Genomic DNA, 18,111 nt, shown 5'->3' with positions numbered 1-18,111 from the left:
CGCAGATAAAAAAACGGTAGCTATCGCCTAAGCAACTCGTCTTTCGATCTCACCGCTTTCAACCCCGTGGCGCATTGCCGCAGCGCTAAGCAAGGGCAGCATTGTTCGATCGGCCAGGTTGTTGCCGCTTAGTCATTTGCTACACTGAGCGTGACAGCAATACTGATGGAAGCGCTAAGGAAGGTATGTATCTGTTTCATAACTTCAAGGCTCGCAAGGACTTATGCGAGGAAGACAAAGAGCTGTTCGATAGCCACACCAGCCCCATGCGGGAGGTGAAGAAAGGCAGCCACTTGGCACGTGAAGGCGACGTACTCGATTGCCTACACCTCATCGATGCGGGCTGGGCCTGCCGCTACCGCGTACTACGCGATGGCAGCAGGCCGATCACCTCTCTTCTACTACCCGGCGATGTAAGCGATAACGGCCAGGGCCTTTCCAATACCATGGATTTTTCCATCCGGGCCATTACGCCGGTGCGCTACATGACCATCGATTCGGAGAGCGTCGAGCGTCTCTTCGAAAGGCCGCGTATATTGCGCTTGTTCAAGGCATCGGCACACATGAGCTACAGCGTGGCCATGAACTGGATCGTCAACGTTTCACGGCGCAGCGCTGAAGGGCGTATCGCCAATCTGCTATGTGAATGCTATGCCCGCTCCCATGCGGCCGGCCTGACATTTCAAGGGCGTTACTTCTTCCCCTTGACGCAAACGGAGATCTCCGACGTGCTTGGTCTTTCGAGCGTTCATGTCAGCCGCTCCATGACCAAGATCAAGAGCAAGGGCCTGATCGAGAATGAGCACCACAAGCAGATCCGCATCATGGACTGGCCTGCCTTGGCGGCACTGGGAGATTTCAAGCAGGAAAGCCTGGCCGGACACCCCTAGCAACCGCCACGATAGCTGACCACGACAACCGGCAACGACAACTGAGAACTGAGAACTCAGTAGAAAATATCGCGCAGTATTTCGTGGATAATGGCGTTGGCGGCTTCGACCAGGATGACATCGGGGCCGACACGCTGCCATTCATAGCCTTGATAACGCGGCAGGTCGCGCAATATACGCTCGTCGAGCTGCCTGGCGATACCCGGCGGTAGCGGCTTGCCCCGTTCGAGGTTCATGCGAATGCCCGGCGGCAGGTTGTCGCGGCTGCGATCGAGCTCGACCCAATCGCGGCGCTCCAGCAATAGATGGCGTATTTCGCGCTCATCGATCCGTGGCCCGTAACGGGTCTCACGCCCGGAGCGTGCTTCGCCCTGCCTACCAGCGCCACCCTGGGATGCGCGTTCGCCGGTATGGCCACGACCCTGCTGGCCTGGAGCCGAATCGTGAGCCTGCCCTCTTGTCTGACCTTGACCTTGACCTTGACCTTGCCCTTGGCCACGGCTGTCAGCGGGCTGTGCATTGGCCATAAGAGCAGCGGCCAGTACCAGAGCCGCAGTACCGTGAAGAATTATTCGTTTGGCCATAGGCATCGCACTCCTTACCGCTGGGTTTCTTACAGCTTAGGCAAGGAATGCGCAGGGAGTGAGGAGGGCTTTAGTTTTAGAGACTTAAAGTTCGAGCCACCCAGTCGGTATGCTTCCCCCTTGCAGCAATTGATCGAGAAGCGACACCGCAGCAGAGCTATACCGCAAAGCAGAATTCCCAGAGGCATCGAGGTCTGAACCAGAGCTGTTATTGCCACGGCCATGCCTTCCCCCGCCCTCGCCACCCTCACCTGTCGCCTCTTCCGGTTTCAGCATAACGATACCCCCGTAGAGATTGAACGTGCCTGTGGCAACCTCCACTTGACCGCCCTCTTCAACCAAAATCAGCCCCTCATGATGAGCCGTTCCATTAGCCCTTTCCAGGGTCGCACCAGAGCGTACGATGATGATACCGGCAGTTGCCTGATTGCCGTTCATCCGTACATTCCCGGTTATCTCGATTACAGAGGGTGCTTCACGAGTCCCGTCGAAGCTTATGCGACCGCTTGAAAAAATGGCATCTGGTGCGGGCAGCTCATCGATGAATGATTCCCAGAAGGAGCGCTTGGCAGCGTAATCCGTGTGGCTCGGTGAAAAATGAGCGAAGGGGGGAACGTCCATTTCGATATCTCTATCTGGCTCCGGAGTGGTGCGGCAGCCAGCGCCCGTGCAGTTGAAATCTGGGGGCAACGGATGGTCTTGACCATGAAGATGCCCGCTTGCATCGTGGGAGCATTCAAGCCCTAGACAGGTAAATACAGCGTCCAGGTTTGGCGCATGGCCACCGCCGTAGCTGACGACGATGTAGCGGTCGACATTGCCAACTCTATCGTTGACCTGGCCATGCCCAATCAGGAAACGAGTTCCTGATGGCGGAGAGAAGAGTGGCAACAAGCCATCATCCATTGCAGCCTGGATGCCTGCCAGGTTCAGCATGGCATACCGATGGCGATATCGTGATTCACGGTCATTCTGCCAAGCTGACCATATGCTTTCACCGTTGAGAACCGGGTCCTGCCCCAGAAAGTTCTTCACAGGCACGGTGATACCGGCTGCCGCACCCATCTCAGCGGACATTTGCGCCTGCGTTGCAGTGCGGTAGTTGCCTGCCAACCTTTCGTTCACGAGGCTTCCGCTCAACCCGGACAAACCCAGCATCAGGGACATGCTGAGCAATGCCAGCACCAGTACGAGCGCCGCGCCCTGCTGGCGTTTTGCTCCTACCATGACCACCTCCGGGTGAAGCTTCGCACAAAATTATACATAACTTTACACAATAGCTAACCCGACGTCACGCACGAAAATGAGAGAGGTTAAGTAAAGTATAGAAGCGCTTAGGCTAACGCACGCGCCTGCAAAAAGGCCATTGCCGACGCAGGCCGCAAAATTGATTTAGCCGCTTGAGTTTACGAGGACGAAGGACTACAACCAATACTAGGTATAAATGTGGCTATAATGCGCTCCGCTTTACCATACTCACCGCCGCGAGAGGAGCTTATACACCTTCCCGCGCGCCCTCCGGCCCGGCGCCAAATTCTGAACTTGCCTTATCGCATGGCATTTGCGATGGTTGTCGGCTGGCTGGGGAAGGTCACGGCCAGCCAGATGGGACCAGAGAATCTTCATTCTATAAATTTAATGCTGAGTTAAAGCCCTCGCTTATCATTTTTATCACTGTCCAAAAATTGGCTTCCCCTCATGCATGCGGCCGACATCTCTGTCGGCCGCTGTGGTGCTTCATGCTAGGTTGGTAAATCAATGAGTAAGAAAAATGAAATCTTACCTAACTTTAATCCAACAAACCCTCATTAACCATCACCGGAAAGAGCTCCCCAATCCCCGCCCGGCAATACGATTGTCCCAGCTCCTGTTTCCCCAGCCGCAATAGTAGCTGTAACAGTGCCGTCGTCGTCATTAATGACAATAGTGCTACAAGCACCTACCTCAATATTTTCGATCATTGAATCTTCGCCGATGTTTGCCTGTCTTAACCTAGCTTCGGTTATATATGCACTAGCTTCAGACTGACAAGCAGCTTGAGCGGCTCGCTCTGTATATCCCTGATATTGCGGAATCGCAATCGCCGCCAAAATACCGATAATCGCCACCACGATCAGCAGCTCGATCAGGGTAAAACCACCCTGGCCGTGCTTCGCCGTCGTCTTTTTCTGCATCAATTCTTTCATGATCATCGCCGTTGTCCCCTGCTCTCTGGTGCCCACATGGCTGCCCCGGCAGCCCTTGGGCGATTACGCAGCGACCTGTCGGTCGCTTTTTTCGTCGTGAGCCTGCTCACGGCCTTGCCCCACCCCTTACCGCTCTAGCTCGAGCTTCGTACCGCGTGCTCGAATCTGCTTCACTGCAGCGACCCTAGGGTCTTGTCGCCACATTAATTTACACATCCTGCCCCCGCAAGCTCACCCTACGAAGGCATGAGGTTTATCTCATCATAATGCATGCATGCGTTAATTACGCAAGGCACTAGAATGTTAATGCGGGTGGGATGTCCTCTATCAACGGGCTAGAATGCTGGCATACCTTACGCTCACGCCCGCGTGGCCCTGACGACTGAGGCGCCATGAACGACTATCGAACCGAGCCTAACGCCTCCTCGCATGCGCCTGCCGGGCATGCACCGGCCGGCAATGCGGCTTCCGATCACGCCCCCAACCTCGATGGGTTGCGCGGTTTCACCCGGCGCCTGGTGGAATACGCTCTGCTTTCCCGCCCGGCGGCGGAACGCGCCGAGCATGAGGCCCGCGAGGCCGAAATCAGCTTGATGGAGCATGTGATCGAATCCGGTTTGGTGACCGCACGGCAGGCGACGCTGTGTGCGGCGTGGGAGTACGGCCTGCCGGCCATCGACCTGGATGCGCTGCGCCTGGCCAGCCTACCCGCCGCCAACGAATACCCCGACAAGCTGCTGCGCAAGCTGTGCGTCGTGCCGCTGAATCGCCGTGGCCACCGGCTGACGGTTGCCGTGCCCTATCCTTCCACGCTCGCTAAGCTGGATGAACTGCAGTTCGCTACCGGCCTGAGCATCGAGGCGGTGCTGTGCCCGGTCGATCAGCTCATGCCGGTACTCGAAGCCTACCTGGCCCAGAACGAAGCCAGCATGATGGAAGAGCTGGCCGGCGTGGACGATGCCGTCAGCGAACTCGAGTTCGAGCAAGGCGTGGATATCAGCGAGGACAGCGCCGCCGCAGCCTCCAGCGGCGCCGACGAGGCGCCCATCGTCAAGTTCGTCAACAAGATACTGCTGGATGCCATCCGTCGCGGCGCTTCGGACATTCACTTCGAGCCCTATGAAACCAGCTACCGGGTGCGCATGCGGGTAGATGGCATGCTGATAGAGGCCGCCCGCCCGCCTTTCGGCATGCGCGCACGCATTGCCGCACGCCTGAAGGTGATGGCGCGGCTGGATATTTCCGAGCGCCGCTTGCCCCAGGATGGCGCCATCAAACTGAAGGTGTCCAAGAGCCGGTCGATCGATTTTCGTGTCAACTCGCTGCCTACGGTGTATGGCGAGAAAATCGTACTGCGTATTCTCGACCCCACATCGGCCCAGATCGGTATCGATGCCCTGGGTTTCACGCCGGAACAGCGCCAGCTCTACGAGGGCGTGTTGGATCACCCCCAGGGCATGATTCTCGTCACCGGCCCTACCGGCAGCGGCAAGACGGTAACCCTCTACACGGGACTGAACATCCTCAACGAGGTGCAGCGCAATATCTGCACGGCCGAGGATCCAGTGGAAATCAAGGTGCCGGGGGTCAATCAGGTCAACGTATTGCCCAAGATCGGCCTGGATTTCGCCAGTGCTCTGCGCGCCTTTCTACGCCAGGACCCGGACGTGGTGATGGTAGGCGAGATTCGCGATCTGGAAACCGCGGAGATTGCCGTCAAGGCATCGCAGACGGGCCACCTGGTGCTGTCCACGGTGCATACCAATTCCGCCGCTGAAACTCTGACCCGCCTGGCCAATATGGGCGTGCCGCCATTCAACATTGCCAGTTCGGTAAGCCTGATCATTGCCCAGCGCCTGGCACGCAGGCTGTGCAAGCAGTGCAAGCAGACGGCGGAGATCCCCCGCGAGGCGCTGCTTCAGGAGGGTTTCACCGACCAGGAGGTGGATAGCGCCACCGTTTACGAAGCGGTAGGCTGCAAGCACTGTACGCATGGCTACAAGGGGCGCGTGGGTATCTATGAGGTAGTACCGATCAGCAATGAGATGAGCCAGCTGATCATGCGTAACGGCAATTCCATGGATTTCGACCGACTGGCGCGGGAGGAGGGACACCCGGACCTGCGACGCAGCGGCTTGCTGAAGGTGATGCAAGGGGTCACGAGCTTGACCGAGGTAAACCGCGTCACCAAAGATTGATAAAACAAACGTTCAATTCGCGCGTATGTTCGCCGGTGATATAAACGTCTCATGAGCAGCAGGGAACCTATGGCTACCAGAACGGCAAAAACGCCACGGAAGCTGAAACTGTATCGCTGGCGCTGGACGGGCAAGGGTCCTGGCGGCAGGCTGGTGAGCGGCGAAGTCGTCGCCGCCGAGAAGTTCGAGGTGGAACGCGAACTGGCCAACCAGAACATCATCGTCAAGCGGGTGCGCCGCAAGGGTGGTCTGGGCGGCGGCATGGGCACCATCAAGCCCCGTGATGTGATGCTGTTCGCCCGTCAGATGGCCACCATGATACGTGCCGGCGTGCCGGTGCTGCAGGCCTTTCAGGTGGTGGCGGAGAGTATTCGCAAGCCGGCCATGAGCGCCGTGGTGCAGCAGATGATGAACGAGGTCGCGGCCGGCTCGAACTTTTCCCAGGCGCTGCGCCAGCACCCCGATCACTTCGATAGCCTGTTCTGCAACCTGGTGGAGGCCGGGGAGAGTTCCGGTTCGCTGGACCGGATGCTGGATCGAATTGCCACTTACAAGGAGAAGGTGGAGTCGCTGAAGGGCCGCGTAAAAAAGGCCCTGTGGTATCCCATTGCGGTGATCCTGGTGGGTATCGGCGTCACCGCGCTGCTGCTGATCAAGGTGGTGCCTCAGTTCGAAAGTCTGTTCCATGGCTTTGGCGCCGAGCTCCCGGCCATGACCCGCATGACCATTGCCCTTTCCGAGTTCGCTCAGCAGTATTGGCTGTGGGGCCTGGGCGCAATGATCGCCTTCGTTTACCTGATGCGTCTGGGTATCAAGCGTTCGTCATCGTTCGCTTACCGCGTGCATGCGTTCCTGCTCAAGGTGCCGGTGCTGGGCGATATCTTCGATAAATCCGCCGTGGCGCGCTATTCCCGAACCCTGGCCACGACCTACGGCGCCGGTGTGCCCATGGTGGAAGCGTTGGATATAGCCGCCGGTGCTACCGGCAACCTGGTGTATGAACGTGCCACGCGCCAGATCCGCGAGGACGTGGCCACCGGCCAGCAGCTGCACTTCGCCATGCGCCTGACCGAGCGCTTCCCGGCGTTGGCGGTGCAGATGGTAGGCATCGGCGAGGAGTCCGGCGCGCTGGATGCCATGCTCAATCGCGTGGCCGATTACTACGAAGAGGAAGTCGACAACAAGGTCGACGCCCTCACCTCGCTATTGGAACCGCTGATCATCGTGGTGCTGGGTGTGCTTGTCGGCGGCCTGGTGGTCTCGATGTATCTGCCGATCTTCGAGCTGGGCACGGTACTGTGAGCAAGGCGCTTACTGCCAGCGGTTCGGACGTTATGTGCATGTAACGCGTCATGCCAGTGAACGTATGACAGAGCGCAACATATCTGAGACCTTATTGGTGCGGTTACTGGAAAATGGCGAAACCCGCTATAAGGACTCAGAGCGTCTCTGGAGCGCAATGAACGTAGCCGAAAGGCAAGACAATCTGATCTGTGCCGCAGTAGTGCTTGAGGATAGACTTATCGTCAAGACGATCATGCATCACTTCTGCTGGGAGGAATAGCAGATGAGAACCATTTACGACGAAGCTGATGACATCCTTGTGCTACATCTGTCTGACAAGCCCATCGTGAAGGAAATGTCTCAGGACTGGAATACCCATGTCAGCTATGCCGAGGACGGCACTTTGGTGGAAGTGGTTATCCTCGATGCGTCCAAGCAAGGTGCCTGGCCGCTACTCAAAAGCGAGGCGGCTTGAGGAAAAGCTTTGGTTAACCTACCCCCCGCGTTGTTGTGGCCGCTGGCATTCCTGTTCGGCCTCTGCCTGGGAAGTTTTCTCAACGTGGTGATCGTGCGCCTGCCGGTGATGTTGATGCTGGGCTGGCGGGCCGAGGCCCGCGAGGCACTGGAGCTGCCCGGCGAAGCCTCGCCGCGCTTCAATCTCCTGGTGCCGCGCTCGATCTGCCCGCAGTGCGAAACGCCCATCGCCTGGCATGACAACATTCCGGTTATCGGCTGGATCAAGCGTCGCGGCCGATGCGCCGCCTGCGAGGCACGAATCAGCCCGCAGTACCCACTGGTGGAACTGGCCGGGGCCTTCCTGGCACTGGCTGTAATGGCCATTCATGGCGTCACCTGGCCGGGCCTGTTCGTGTATGCCGCTTGCCTGGCACTGCTGGCTCTCGCGGTGATCGATCTGCGTACCCAACTGCTGCCGGATGTGATTACCCTGCCGCTGCTGTGGGCCGGCCTGCTCTATCAGTTGCTGTACCAACCGCTGATGCTGCCGAGTGCGGTGATCGGCGCAATAGCGGGCTATCTTGCCCTGTGGAGCGTGTACTGGCTGTTCAAGCTGGTAACCGGCAAGGAAGGCATGGGCTACGGCGATTTCAAGCTGTTGGCAGCCCTGGGCGCCTGGCTGGGCTGGCAGTACCTGCCCATGGTATTGATTCTTTCTGCCGGCGTGGGCGCTATCGTGGGTATTGCCCTGCAGCTTGCCTTGCCCCGCCTGCGCGGCGCCCCCATGCCCTTTGGCCCTTTCCTGGCCAGTGCCGGCATGATCGCGCTGCTGGTCGGCGAGCCGCTGATGGCGGTCTATATCGGCTTTACTTTCTGATGCCTGGAGAATCGCTTTGATCGTTGGGATAACGGGCGGTATCGCTTCCGGCAAGAGTACCGTGGCGCACGCCTTCGCAGCCCTGGGCGCACCCTGGGTGGATGCCGACGATGTGGCCCGCGAGGTGGTCGAACCCGGCGAACCGGCGCTGGCGGAGATAGCCGAGCGCTACGGCGAGCGCGTGTTGCAGGCAGACGGCCGCCTGAATCGCCGCACACTGCGCGAGATCGTGTTTGCCGACGAGCGCGAGCGGCGCTGGCTGGAATCGGTGACCCATCCACGTATTCGTCAGCGTATCATTGCCCAGTTGGAGCGATTGCAGGCCGAGGGAGCCCCGTACGTACTGCTGGTGTCGCCGCTGCTGTTCGAGTCGGGGCAGAGTGAAATGGCGGACCGCTGCCTGGTCATCGATGTACCGGAGAGCCTGCAGATCGCCCGCACCGCCACCCGTGACGATGTCGACGAAGCCCAGGCCCGCGCCATCGTGGCCGCTCAGATGCCACGCAGCGAACGCCTGGCCCGCGCCGACGATGTCATCGACAATGCCGGTAGCGAAGATGAGCTTGCCATCCAGGTGGCCGAACTGGACCGACGCTACCGAGAAATGAGGATTCCATGAGTCAACACAATCAACGCCCGCTGATGGTCGCTTGCCCGCAATGCAAAAAGAAGGTGGCGTGGAGCGAAAGCAACCCGTACCGCCCCTTCTGCAGCGAGCGTTGCAAGCTGATCGACCTGGGCGCCTGGGCCGACGAATCGCATCGTATCGCCGGAGAGCCTGCGCTGGACGAAAGCAACATCGACGAGTGGTTGGCCCGCGCCGACCGTGGCGACGACCGGTGACATTGGCGCCGGCGCCGTCCTACCGGCTGCTCGCTGAGCTCGAGGCTGCCTTCGACAGATTGATAGAGCGAAGCGAGGCTTTACTGGACACCTATGCCGCCTCGCCGGCTGAAGCCTGGGCCTTTCAGGCCGAGGCCAGTACTGAATGGCTACGCCGGGCATTGCTCGACTTCTGGTACACCGATGGCCAGGACGGCCGCGCCACCCGTAGCCATGTGGGGCTGGTGGCCGCCGACGATGCGCTCATGGCCGGCGTGGCCGCGGTCAACGCCGCCAAGGCCGAATTCGCCGCTCAGCTGGCTCATGTACGCGACCATCACCCGCCGCTGCTGGCCGAGGCCAAGGCGGTACTGCCCTTCCGCCACCCGCAGCTGCACGATCACCTGCGGGGCAGCGGCCTGGCCAGGCTGCATCTCAAGCAGTGCTGGCGGGCCATTCCCGTGGCGGAAGCCCCGGTAGCCCGGGTTCGTCTGGCCTGGTACTCGAGCGGGCGCTCCATCAAGCGGCTGACGGTACGCGAGGTGGAACAGAAGCTGCTGGCATTGGACAGCGATGCCCCACACATTCGCATACAGCTGCGCAAGCTGGCCGCCCTGCCCTCCAGCGAACCGCTGGCACAGGTGCAGAGCCAGGCGCCGCTGATGCGCGCCAACCTGTTCTACTGCGAGCCGTTGGAAGATGGTCGCACCCGCCGCGCCATGAATGTGGCGCTGCCGCTGTTTCTACCCGCCCCGCGCGGCCGCTTGCCCGACCACAACCTGCCACCGGCTAACCCGCCGCAGAGCCGCACCCGCGCAAGGCGCAGCGACGAAAAGCTGGAAGAGACCCCCTATCTCCCTTCCCTCAGGATCTATCGCTACCGCTAGGCGTTGTCTGAAAAGGCGGCGAAATCACTCCTCGTCGTCCATCCGCGCTTCGTACCAGTCGAGCGCCTGTTCCATGCGGTCATAACCCCAGAAGGGCTCGTTGCCGGCCATGAAGAACGGCGCACCGAAGATACCCAGCTCCTGGGCCTTCTCCGTCGCTTTGCGCAACGACTCCTTCACCTCGGGACGCTGACTCTGTTTCAGCAGCACCTCGGCGTCGAGATTGAGTTCCGCCAGGCAGTTACCGATGACCTCCGGCTGGGAGATATCCTGGTCGTATTCGAAATTAGCGCGGTACACGCTGCGCACGAAGGCCGGCACCCAGGATGCCTCCGCGTGCCAATTGGCGATACGAGCCGGCAACAGGCCGCTGCGCGGGAACTGTGAGGGCTGCTGAAAACGAATGCCGTCGCGGTCGCACAAACGCTCCACATCGCGCCACATATAGCGGCCCTTGGCCGGGTAAAGCTTGAAGGGTGTATCGTTCCAGCCTTGAGCCTGGAAGATCGGCCCCAGCAGGAACGGTTGCCAGCGCACCTCGATGTCCCGCTCCGCTGCCAGGTGCTCGAGCTTCATCGCGGCCGGATAGGAGTAGGTGCTGGCAAATTCGAACCAGAAGGTGAACGTCATGTTGACTCCTCGTGTTTCGCTACAGCCTCGGCCTCCTTGGGCTTGAGCGCAAGCCCCTTTACAAGGCTTGACTGAAGTCATGCACTCGGCTCTCGCGTCCTCCATACTGTGCTCTATTAGAAGATCTGGAGGAATGCCGGTGCCCCCCATGGAGCCTTTGACAGCCACCCAGGTGTATCGCGCCTGCCCCGAGGACGCCTTCGACTTCGAGTCGACCAGCGAATTGGAATCGCTGGACATGCTCAGCGGCCATGACCGCGCCCGAGATGCACTGGATTTCGGCACCTACATGCGCAGCGAGGGCTTCAACCTCTATGTGTTGGGCCACTCCGGCCACGGTAAACACCAGATGGTGGGCCGCTTTCTCCGCGAGCGTTCACGCGACCAGCCCACCCCTCCGGATATCGCCTATCGCTACAACTTCGATGAACCCAGCCAGCCCCGGCATCTGCTGCTGGCCACCGGCATGGGCCGGATTCTGCGTGCCGACCTGGAGCAGTTGGCCGAGGAGCTGCGCAGCGCCATACCTGCGGTGTTCGAGGGCGATGAGTATCAGAACCGGCTGCATGAACTGAAGCAGGCCATGAGCGAGCGCCAGCGCGACCTGATCGAGGCGATACGCCGCGAGGCTTGGGAGCACGACATCATGCTGCTCTCGACGCCCAACGGCTTCACGTTCGCCCCGGCCACGGCCAACGAAGAGATGATGGCGCCAGAGGCGTTCGAGAAGCTCGAGCGCGACGAGCGTGAGCGGATCGAGGGCACTGTCCATGTACTGCAGAAGAAGCTCACCCAGGCCATTCGCCAGATGCCGCGCCTGGCCAAGCAGCTACGTGAGCAGGTCACGGCGCTCAACGAGGAGATGCTGCTGACCGCCATTGCCGCACCGCTGGCGGAGCTGGAAGAGCGTTATGCCGACCACGACGGCATTCAGGAGCACCTCAAGGCACTGCGCGAAGCGATGCTGCTGTACGTCGATTCCTTTATCGCCGAGGAGCCGGAGATTTCACCGGAGGCGATCTTCAGCCGCTTCCTGATCAACCTGCTAGTCGACAACACCAGCTGTGAAGGGGCGCCGGTGGTGTATCTCGACCTGCCCACCCATCAGCACCTGGTGGGGCGTATCGAGCACCACGTGCACAACGGCACCCTGGTCACCGATTTTTCGCTGATACGCCCCGGAGGCTTGCATCGCGCCAATGGCGGCTACTTGGTGGTGGATGTGCGCGCCCTGCTGATGCAGGCCGGAGCCTGGGAAACCCTGAAGCGGGTATTGCGCGCCGCCGAGATTCGAACCGAGTCGCTGGAGCAGGCCTACGGGCTGATCAGCACCACGACGCTGGAGCCCGAGCCGATCCCGCTGGACATCAAGGTCGTGCTGCTCGGCGAGCGACTGTTCTACTACATGCTGTGCGAACACGACCCGGACTTTGTCGAATTGTTCAAGGTCCAGGCCGACCTGGAAGACGAGCTGGAGCGCAACCACGGCAACCAGCCGCTTTTCGCCCGCATGATAGCGACCTTGGCCCGCGAGGCCGCCCTGCGACCGCTGGACCGCAGCGGTGTCGCGGCCGTGATAGAGCGCGCCAGCCGCCTGGCCGATGACCAAAGCAGGCTGACGGCCCGGCAGCGAGCCCTGGGCGACCTGCTGGAAGAGGCCAATCACTGGGCCGGGCAGCAGAATGCCGACGTGATTTCCCGGGCTCATGTCGAAAAGGCGATAGCCCAACAGCTGTGGCGAGCGAGCCGCATTCACGAACGCAGCCACGAAGCGATCGTTCGCGGCACCGTGGCGATCCAGCTGGAAGGCACCCAGGTAGGCCAGATCAATGGTCTTTCCGTGATGAGCTTGGGCGACTACGCCTTCGGCCAGCCGGCTCGAATCACGGCCACCGCACGGCCCGGCCCCGGTCAGGTGGTGGATATCGAGCGCGAAGCGCGGATGGGCGGACGCATTCACTCCAAGGCGGTGATGATCCTGTCGCGCTTCCTGGCCAGCCGCTATGCCCCGGACACGCCGCTTTCGCTCTCCGCCAGCCTGGCTTTCGAGCAATCCTATGGCGGCATCGAAGGCGATAGCGCTTCCGTGGCAGAGGTATGCGCCCTGGTTTCGGCCATGGCCCGGGTTGGTCTCGAGCAACGCTTTGCCGTGACCGGCTCCATCGACCAGTACGGCCGCGTGCAGGCGGTGGGTGGGGTCAACGAGAAAATCGAGGGGTTCTTCGATATCTGCCAGGCCCGTGGCGGTGTGAAAGGTCACGGTGCGCTGCTGCCGGCCACCAACGTGGAGCACTTGATGCTCAAGCAGGAGGTCCGCGACGCCATCACCGCCGCGGACTTCCACGTCTATGCCATCGAGCACATCGATGAGGCACTGGAGCTGCTTACCGGCATGACGCCGGGCGAGCGCGACGACGCCGGTCATTACCCTGCCGACAGCCTGAACGCCCGAGTGGTCGAGCGCCTGGAAGCCTTCCACCAAGCCGTGAAGAGGCGTGCTGACAAAACCCGGCAGAACGGCCCCGCCGATGAGGAGCACAGCGATGACGACTGACGACGCCCTCGATGATGACCTCAACGTGCCCGATTCCGGGGGCATGCCACCGCGCAAGGCCGCTCGCGTACTGGCCCTGCTCGATGCCTCGCGCCATAGCCTGGGAGCCCTGCAAGCGGCGGTGGAACTCGCCAGCCAGCGCCAGACGGAGCTGGTAGCGCTTTACGTGGAGGATCTGGACCTGCTGACCTGCGCCGCCTTTCCCTTCTCCTGCGAGATAGGCGAGCAGTCGGGTTTGCCTCGCCCGCTCAGTCCGGCTTCGCTGGAAACAAGCATTGCCCGGCAGCTGCAGCGGGTAAATCGTGCGCTGGCCCTCGCCGTGGCCGGGCGTAGCCTGCCCCACCGCCTGGAGGTCGCCCGCGGCCAAGTCGCGGCCGCCGCCCTGACCATGGCCGGGCCGGACGATCTGCTGGTGCTGGGCAAGGCAGGCGCCACCGAACGCTGGGGAACCCGGCTTGGCTCGACCAGCCGCCGTTTGATCATGATGGCCCCCTGCACGGTGCTGCTTTGGGACGAACGCCACCCCTTCAAGCCTGGCCCGCTGCGCTGGCTGCAAGACGCCACCGAGGGGACGAATGGCGCTGCCGACCCCGAGGCATCGGCTGGCATGGCGGAATGGCTGTCCGCGCTATTCGAGACAGGCACCCCTCTCCCCTTGTGTCGCGCCAGCGAGCTTTCAAGGCGCCTCTCCCATGCCGACGCGGGGGGGTTGCTGCTTCACCGCCAGGAGCTGGAAAGTCTCTTGAACGAGGACGCTGAATGGCTGGCAAGGGTGCCGTTACCGATCCTGGTCGTGCCCTGACCCTATCCTCAAAGCTCCTTGTTCTCTTCCACCCGCCTTCTCATCCACGCGCCGATGAGCAGGAGCAAGGCCAAGGCGATGAGCGGCAGCAAAAGATCCAGGGTGATGGGGTCGTCGCCTCGGGAAACTGCCTGCAGCCCGCTGTGAATGGCACTGGCGTACACCGCCCATTTGATGCCCAGGCCCAGGGCGGCGGCCATGATGAAGGTGGCGAGCGGCAAGCGGCACAGACCGGCGGCATAGTTGATGACCGAATGCGGAAAGCCGGGCAGGACCCGCAGGGCGCACTGTGTCAGCAGGTCGCCTCGCTTCGTGAGCATCTCCATGATCTTGCGGGTCAACCCTTCCGGGTTCCAACGCTTTCCGACCCGCGCAGCCAGGTAGTAGGCGCCCAGCGCACCGCTCACGCTGCCGAGAATCAGCATTGGGGTGGCGATATGGGGGGGATAGAAAGGCGCGATGAGCCACAGTCCGATACTGCCGGGCAGTCCGATGGCCAGCGTCACGGCCATGATCAGCATGACGCCGATGATGACCAGCGGGTAGTGTGAGGCCTCTTCCAACCAATGACGCACGGCCATGAGATCAGGCGAGTGCCAGAACCACACGTAGACGGCCATGACGGCACTGGCGCCCACGGCAACCCAGCGCCAGTGTCGGCGAAGTGACGAGTCATTCGGCATCGGCAAATATCCATTCGGTTTGTGCCAATGGTGCCATGCCCGCTTCGAGAGGTCACTTCTTGCCCGGGCTTAGTTCACCGGGACTTGGGTCAAGCGTCAAGCCTATCCTGCTTTTCCAGAGGCTCCAGAGGCGCCTCGATCGCTACCGAGCCTTCGGCTGGCTCGAGTGGGGATTCCTTCAGGCGTTGCATCGTGGCGACACGCAGATCGATATAGCGCAGCAGCCCGAGTTGAGCGAACAGCACCGCCAGGCACCACATAAAACCCTTGATAACGCTCACGCTGGATTCCTCTCAGAGACCGACGCGGCCTCGTCAAGACGAGTGTAGTCCTCACCGAGAAAAAGAAAAATATAGCCGTCTAACTTTTTTTCGCATCAGAGGCGCTCTTCCACGCGCTCGAGAATCTGCCGGCTCACCTTGCTCACCAGCGGCTTGGCTGCCTTGCTGACGGCCTTCTCGACCAGGCGATTGCGCAGCGTGTAGGTCAGGGTGAACGACACCTTCGTGCCCTCCGGCACCGGGCTGAGCCGGTAGCAGCCCTGGTTGTATACGCCTTCCACCGACTCCCATGCCAGTACTTCGGGCGGCCGGTTTTCGGTAATGGCCACATCGAAGGTCCAGTCCATACCCACGGCATGTACGTGCCAGCGATAGCGCTCACCGCCAAGGGGCTCGATCCGCTCGATCAGATCGGAGTAGTCGACGAAATCCTCGACCCGCTCCAGCAGGGCGAAGACTCGTTCCGGCGGTGCCGGGAGGATTGCGCTGTGTTCGATCGTGGCCATGCGGTTCCCTATGCTGCACTTCGACGCTAAAATGCTTCACTTTCACATTGCAGGTTACCTGTCCTGCTGCATGATCGCTAACGAAGATAGCTAATCTTCGCTCATGCAAGCCCTTGCCCACGGTAACCCAGCAAATCGCCGAGCGAGATGAAGCGCTAGGCGCGAGGAGCACAGTACCAGGAGCATATGGGGTATATGTGACTGGTATGAGCACCGCAGCAACACAGCGATTCGCTCGCGCAGGCATTTGCCTTTCATTTTTCCACTGAGGTAGTACATGTCCACACCCAAGGTCGGTTTCGTCTCACTGGGCTGCCCCAAGGCGCTGGTGGATTCCGAGCGAATCCTGACTCAGCTGCGTACCGACGGCTACGAAATCGTGCCCAGTTACGACGACGCCGATGTGGTGGTAGTCAACACCTGCGGCTTCATCGACAGCGCCAAGGCCGAATCGCTGGATGCCATCGGCGAGGCCATTGCCGAGAACGGCAAGGTGATCGTCACCGGCTGCATGGGCGTGGACGAGAACGCGATTCGTCAGGTGCATCCTAGCGTACTGGCGGTAACCGGCCCGCAGCAGTACGAGCGTGTGGTCGGCGCCGTCCACGAGGCGGCCCCGCACCAGCACCAGCACGACCCGCACATCGACCTGGTGCCAGCCCAGGGCGTGAAGCTGACTCCGCGCCACTACGCCTACCTGAAGATTTCCGAGGGCTGCAACCACCGCTGCAGCTTCTGCATCATTCCCTCCATGCGCGGCAAGCTGGTGAGCCGCCCCGTGGGCGACGTGCTGCGTGAAGCCGAGGGCCTGGCCAAGGCCGGCGTGCAGGAGCTGTTGGTGATCTCCCAGGACACCAGCGCCTACGGGCTGGACCTGCGCTATGCTGCGAGCGAGTGGCACGGCCGCGAGGTGAAGACGCGCCTCACCGAGCTTTGCGAGGCACTTTCGGAGCTGGGCATTCGCGTGCGGCTGCACTACGTGTACCCCTACCCCCATGTAGACGAGCTGATTCCGCTGATGACCGAGGGCAAGATCCTGCCCTACCTGGACATCCCCTTCCAGCACGCCAGCCCCAAGGTACTCAAGGCGATGAAGCGCCCCGCCTTCGAGGACAAGACCCTGGCCCGCATCAAGCGCTGGCGCGAAATCTGTCCCGAGCTGACCATCCGTTCCACCTTCATCGTCGGCTTCCCCGGCGAAACCGAGGAGGACTTCCAGTACCTGCTCGACTGGCTGAGCGAAGCGCAGCTCGACCGCGTGGGCTGCTTCCAGTACTCACCGGTGGATGGCGCCCCCGCCAACGAGCTGGGGCTGGAAGCGGTACCGGATGAAGTGAAGCAGGAGCGCTGGGAGCGCTTCATGGCGCATCAGCAGCAGATTTCCGCTGCCCGCCTCGAGCAGAAAATCGGACGAGAAATCGAAGTGCTGGTGGACGAAGTGGACGAGGAAGGCGCCATCGGCCGCAGCGAAGCGGACGCTCCCGAGATCGACGGCATGGTGTTCCTGGATGCCAAGCGCACCCTGCGACCGGGAGAAGTGGTTCGTGCCCGCGTAACCAACGCCGATGAGTATGATCTCTGGGCAGAGGTGATAGAAGAAAGTCAGCCCGTGAAGTTCATGGACTTTTATGGTGCATAGAAAGTCTTGCTCATTTACGAGCAAAGCGCCCAAGAGGTAGTCCCTTGATGAGGGGCTACCTCTCAGCAAACTACCGCCATACTTGGAAAGCGTACAAGGCCTCAAGCTGCGTGCGGCTTGATCCCCGCATACGCATGCCCCCGCTTCGCATCTTCCAGATCGTAGGCGTTCTGAAGTCGCAACCAGTAGCCTTCACTGGTGCCAAAGTAGCGGGATAGGCGCAGATCGGTATCAGCCGTGACGGAGCGTGCGCCTCGGGTGATTTCTCCAATGCGTGTAGCCGGTACGCCTATGGCGGTAGCTAGAGCGTTCTTGGTCAGCCCCATTGGTTCGATGAAATCCTCCAGCAGAATTTCTCCCGGATGGATATTGGGTAGACGTTCAGCCATGGCCCACCTCCTCAGTGGTAATCGACGATTTCGACATCGTAGGCATTGCCGGCATCGAAGCGAAAGCATATGCGCCACTGGTCGTTGATACGAATACTATATTGACCTTCTCGGTTACCGCGTAGCACCTCGAGCCTGTTGCCTGGTGGGATGCGAAGATCATCAAGAGCGGCAGCAGCATCAAGCTGACGCAGCTTCTTCAAGGCGTTACGCTGCATGCCCTGGGGCAGCCTGCGTGCCACCTTGCCATCAGCAATGGCGGCGGCAGCCTTGTCCTTGAAGCTCTTGATCATTCAACATCCTCATCCTAAGGAAAAATATAACGCATCACGTCATATAACGCAATACGTTATACATTTACTGATAGTACTCGCTCTTCACAATTAGCCCAATCCACACAAAAGAACGCCGCCCCTCTCTTCATAGACAGGGGCGGCGTTCTT

General features: G+C 60.7%; 21 protein-coding genes. 12 read left to right on the top strand and 9 right to left on the bottom strand.

The features are described from left to right. Positions 1-185 precede the first annotated feature (185 nt). Complete coding sequence (locus AC2VNO_RS13750) at positions 186-890, top strand: Crp/Fnr family transcriptional regulator (RefSeq protein ID WP_486934650.1); 705 nt, start codon at positions 186-188, stop codon at positions 888-890. Positions 891-946: 56 nt separating this feature from the next. Here the strand turns inward: AC2VNO_RS13750 and AC2VNO_RS13745 are convergent, their stop codons facing one another. The 3 genes from AC2VNO_RS13745 to AC2VNO_RS13735 form a co-directional block, all read right to left on the bottom strand. After that, the gene (locus AC2VNO_RS13745; RefSeq protein ID WP_486934649.1) at positions 947-1,474 is read right to left on the bottom strand and encodes an anti-virulence regulator CigR family protein; all 528 of its coding nucleotides are present in this window, start codon (positions 1,472-1,474) and stop codon (positions 947-949) included. 84 nt (positions 1,475-1,558) lie between these two features. After that, entirely contained in the window at positions 1,559-2,701 is a 1,143-nt protein-coding gene (locus AC2VNO_RS13740) for a hypothetical protein (protein ID WP_486934648.1), read from the bottom strand. A gap of 581 nt (positions 2,702-3,282) precedes the next feature. Further along, positions 3,283-3,648, bottom strand: coding sequence for a pilin (locus tag AC2VNO_RS13735; RefSeq protein WP_486934670.1), 366 nt, complete (start codon positions 3,646-3,648; stop codon positions 3,283-3,285). Positions 3,649-4,052: 404 nt separating this feature from the next. On the opposite strand from AC2VNO_RS13735, the gene pilB reads away from it, so the two are divergent. The 8 genes from pilB (at position 4,053) to AC2VNO_RS13695 (ending at position 10,184) form a co-directional block, all read left to right on the top strand. Continuing rightward, entirely contained in the window at positions 4,053-5,858 is a 1,806-nt protein-coding gene (gene pilB, locus AC2VNO_RS13730) for a type IV-A pilus assembly ATPase PilB (protein WP_486934647.1), read from the top strand. Positions 5,859-5,927: 69 nt separating this feature from the next. Then, positions 5,928-7,160, top strand: a complete 1,233-nt coding sequence (locus tag AC2VNO_RS13725; RefSeq protein WP_486934646.1) for a type II secretion system F family protein — start codon at positions 5,928-5,930, stop codon at positions 7,158-7,160. Then, positions 7,093-7,422, top strand: a complete 330-nt coding sequence (locus tag AC2VNO_RS13720) for a DUF4258 domain-containing protein (RefSeq protein ID WP_486934645.1) — start codon at positions 7,093-7,095, stop codon at positions 7,420-7,422. Before AC2VNO_RS13725 ends, AC2VNO_RS13720 begins: the two co-directional genes overlap by 68 nt. 3 nt (positions 7,423-7,425) lie before the next feature. Beyond that, on the top strand, positions 7,426-7,617 hold the full coding sequence (locus AC2VNO_RS13715) for a DUF2283 domain-containing protein (protein ID WP_234255683.1): 192 nt from the start codon (positions 7,426-7,428) through the stop codon (positions 7,615-7,617). A 9-nt stretch (positions 7,618-7,626) separates the two neighbouring features. After that, positions 7,627-8,475, top strand: a complete 849-nt coding sequence (locus AC2VNO_RS13710) for a prepilin peptidase (RefSeq protein ID WP_486934644.1) — start codon at positions 7,627-7,629, stop codon at positions 8,473-8,475. A 16-nt stretch (positions 8,476-8,491) separates the two neighbouring features. After that, positions 8,492-9,094, top strand: coding sequence for a dephospho-CoA kinase (coaE, locus tag AC2VNO_RS13705; RefSeq protein WP_486934643.1), 603 nt, complete (start codon positions 8,492-8,494; stop codon positions 9,092-9,094). After that, positions 9,091-9,318, top strand: a complete 228-nt coding sequence (yacG, locus tag AC2VNO_RS13700; RefSeq protein ID WP_486934642.1) for a DNA gyrase inhibitor YacG — start codon at positions 9,091-9,093, stop codon at positions 9,316-9,318. Before coaE ends, yacG begins: the two co-directional genes overlap by 4 nt. Before the next feature lie 2 nt (positions 9,319-9,320). Next, on the top strand, positions 9,321-10,184 hold the full coding sequence (locus AC2VNO_RS13695; protein WP_486934669.1) for a DNA replication terminus site-binding protein: 864 nt from the start codon (positions 9,321-9,323) through the stop codon (positions 10,182-10,184). Between the two features lie 24 nt (positions 10,185-10,208). On the opposite strand, the gene AC2VNO_RS13690 is transcribed toward AC2VNO_RS13695, so the two are convergent. Then, positions 10,209-10,814 carry a DsbA family protein gene (locus AC2VNO_RS13690; protein ID WP_486934641.1) on the bottom strand — a complete coding sequence of 202 codons (606 nt, stop codon included), beginning with the start codon at positions 10,812-10,814 and terminating at the stop codon, positions 10,209-10,211. 148 nt (positions 10,815-10,962) lie between these two features. On the opposite strand from AC2VNO_RS13690, the gene AC2VNO_RS13685 reads away from it, so the two are divergent. Next, positions 10,963-13,368 carry a Lon protease family protein gene (locus tag AC2VNO_RS13685; protein ID WP_486934640.1) on the top strand — a complete coding sequence of 802 codons (2,406 nt, stop codon included), beginning with the start codon at positions 10,963-10,965 and terminating at the stop codon, positions 13,366-13,368. Further along, positions 13,358-14,170 (top strand): universal stress protein, encoded by an 813-nt coding sequence (locus tag AC2VNO_RS13680; RefSeq protein WP_486934639.1) that lies wholly within the window; start codon positions 13,358-13,360, stop codon positions 14,168-14,170. Before AC2VNO_RS13685 ends, AC2VNO_RS13680 begins: the two co-directional genes overlap by 11 nt. An 8-nt stretch (positions 14,171-14,178) precedes the next feature. Here the strand turns inward: AC2VNO_RS13680 and AC2VNO_RS13675 are convergent, their stop codons facing one another. The 3 genes from AC2VNO_RS13675 to AC2VNO_RS13665 form a co-directional block, all read right to left on the bottom strand. After that, on the bottom strand, positions 14,179-14,853 hold the full coding sequence (locus AC2VNO_RS13675) for a TVP38/TMEM64 family protein (protein WP_486934638.1): 675 nt from the start codon (positions 14,851-14,853) through the stop codon (positions 14,179-14,181). Positions 14,854-14,942: 89 nt separating this feature from the next. Beyond that, the gene (locus tag AC2VNO_RS13670) at positions 14,943-15,134 is read right to left on the bottom strand and encodes a hypothetical protein (protein ID WP_486934637.1); all 192 of its coding nucleotides are present in this window, start codon (positions 15,132-15,134) and stop codon (positions 14,943-14,945) included. A gap of 95 nt (positions 15,135-15,229) precedes the next feature. Further along, positions 15,230-15,640, bottom strand: coding sequence for an SRPBCC family protein (locus AC2VNO_RS13665; RefSeq protein ID WP_486934636.1), 411 nt, complete (start codon positions 15,638-15,640; stop codon positions 15,230-15,232). Positions 15,641-15,917: 277 nt separating this feature from the next. Here AC2VNO_RS13665 and rimO point away from each other — a divergent pair, with 277 nt between their 5' ends. After that, a complete protein-coding gene (rimO, locus tag AC2VNO_RS13660; RefSeq protein ID WP_486934635.1) occupies positions 15,918-17,279 on the top strand; it encodes a 30S ribosomal protein S12 methylthiotransferase RimO in 1,362 nt (453 codons plus the stop codon). A gap of 101 nt (positions 17,280-17,380) precedes the next feature. On the opposite strand, the gene AC2VNO_RS13655 is transcribed toward rimO, so the two are convergent. Continuing rightward, positions 17,381-17,668, bottom strand: coding sequence for a HigA family addiction module antitoxin (locus tag AC2VNO_RS13655; protein ID WP_486934634.1), 288 nt, complete (start codon positions 17,666-17,668; stop codon positions 17,381-17,383). 11 nt (positions 17,669-17,679) lie between these two features. Continuing rightward, positions 17,680-17,961, bottom strand: a complete 282-nt coding sequence (locus AC2VNO_RS13650) for a type II toxin-antitoxin system RelE/ParE family toxin (RefSeq protein ID WP_486934633.1) — start codon at positions 17,959-17,961, stop codon at positions 17,680-17,682. Between the last annotated feature and the right edge of the window lie 150 nt (positions 17,962-18,111).

It is taken from the genome of Halomonas sp. TH-94, from assembly GCF_057473365.1.
This window is presented reverse-complemented; position numbering and strand designations above follow the sequence as displayed.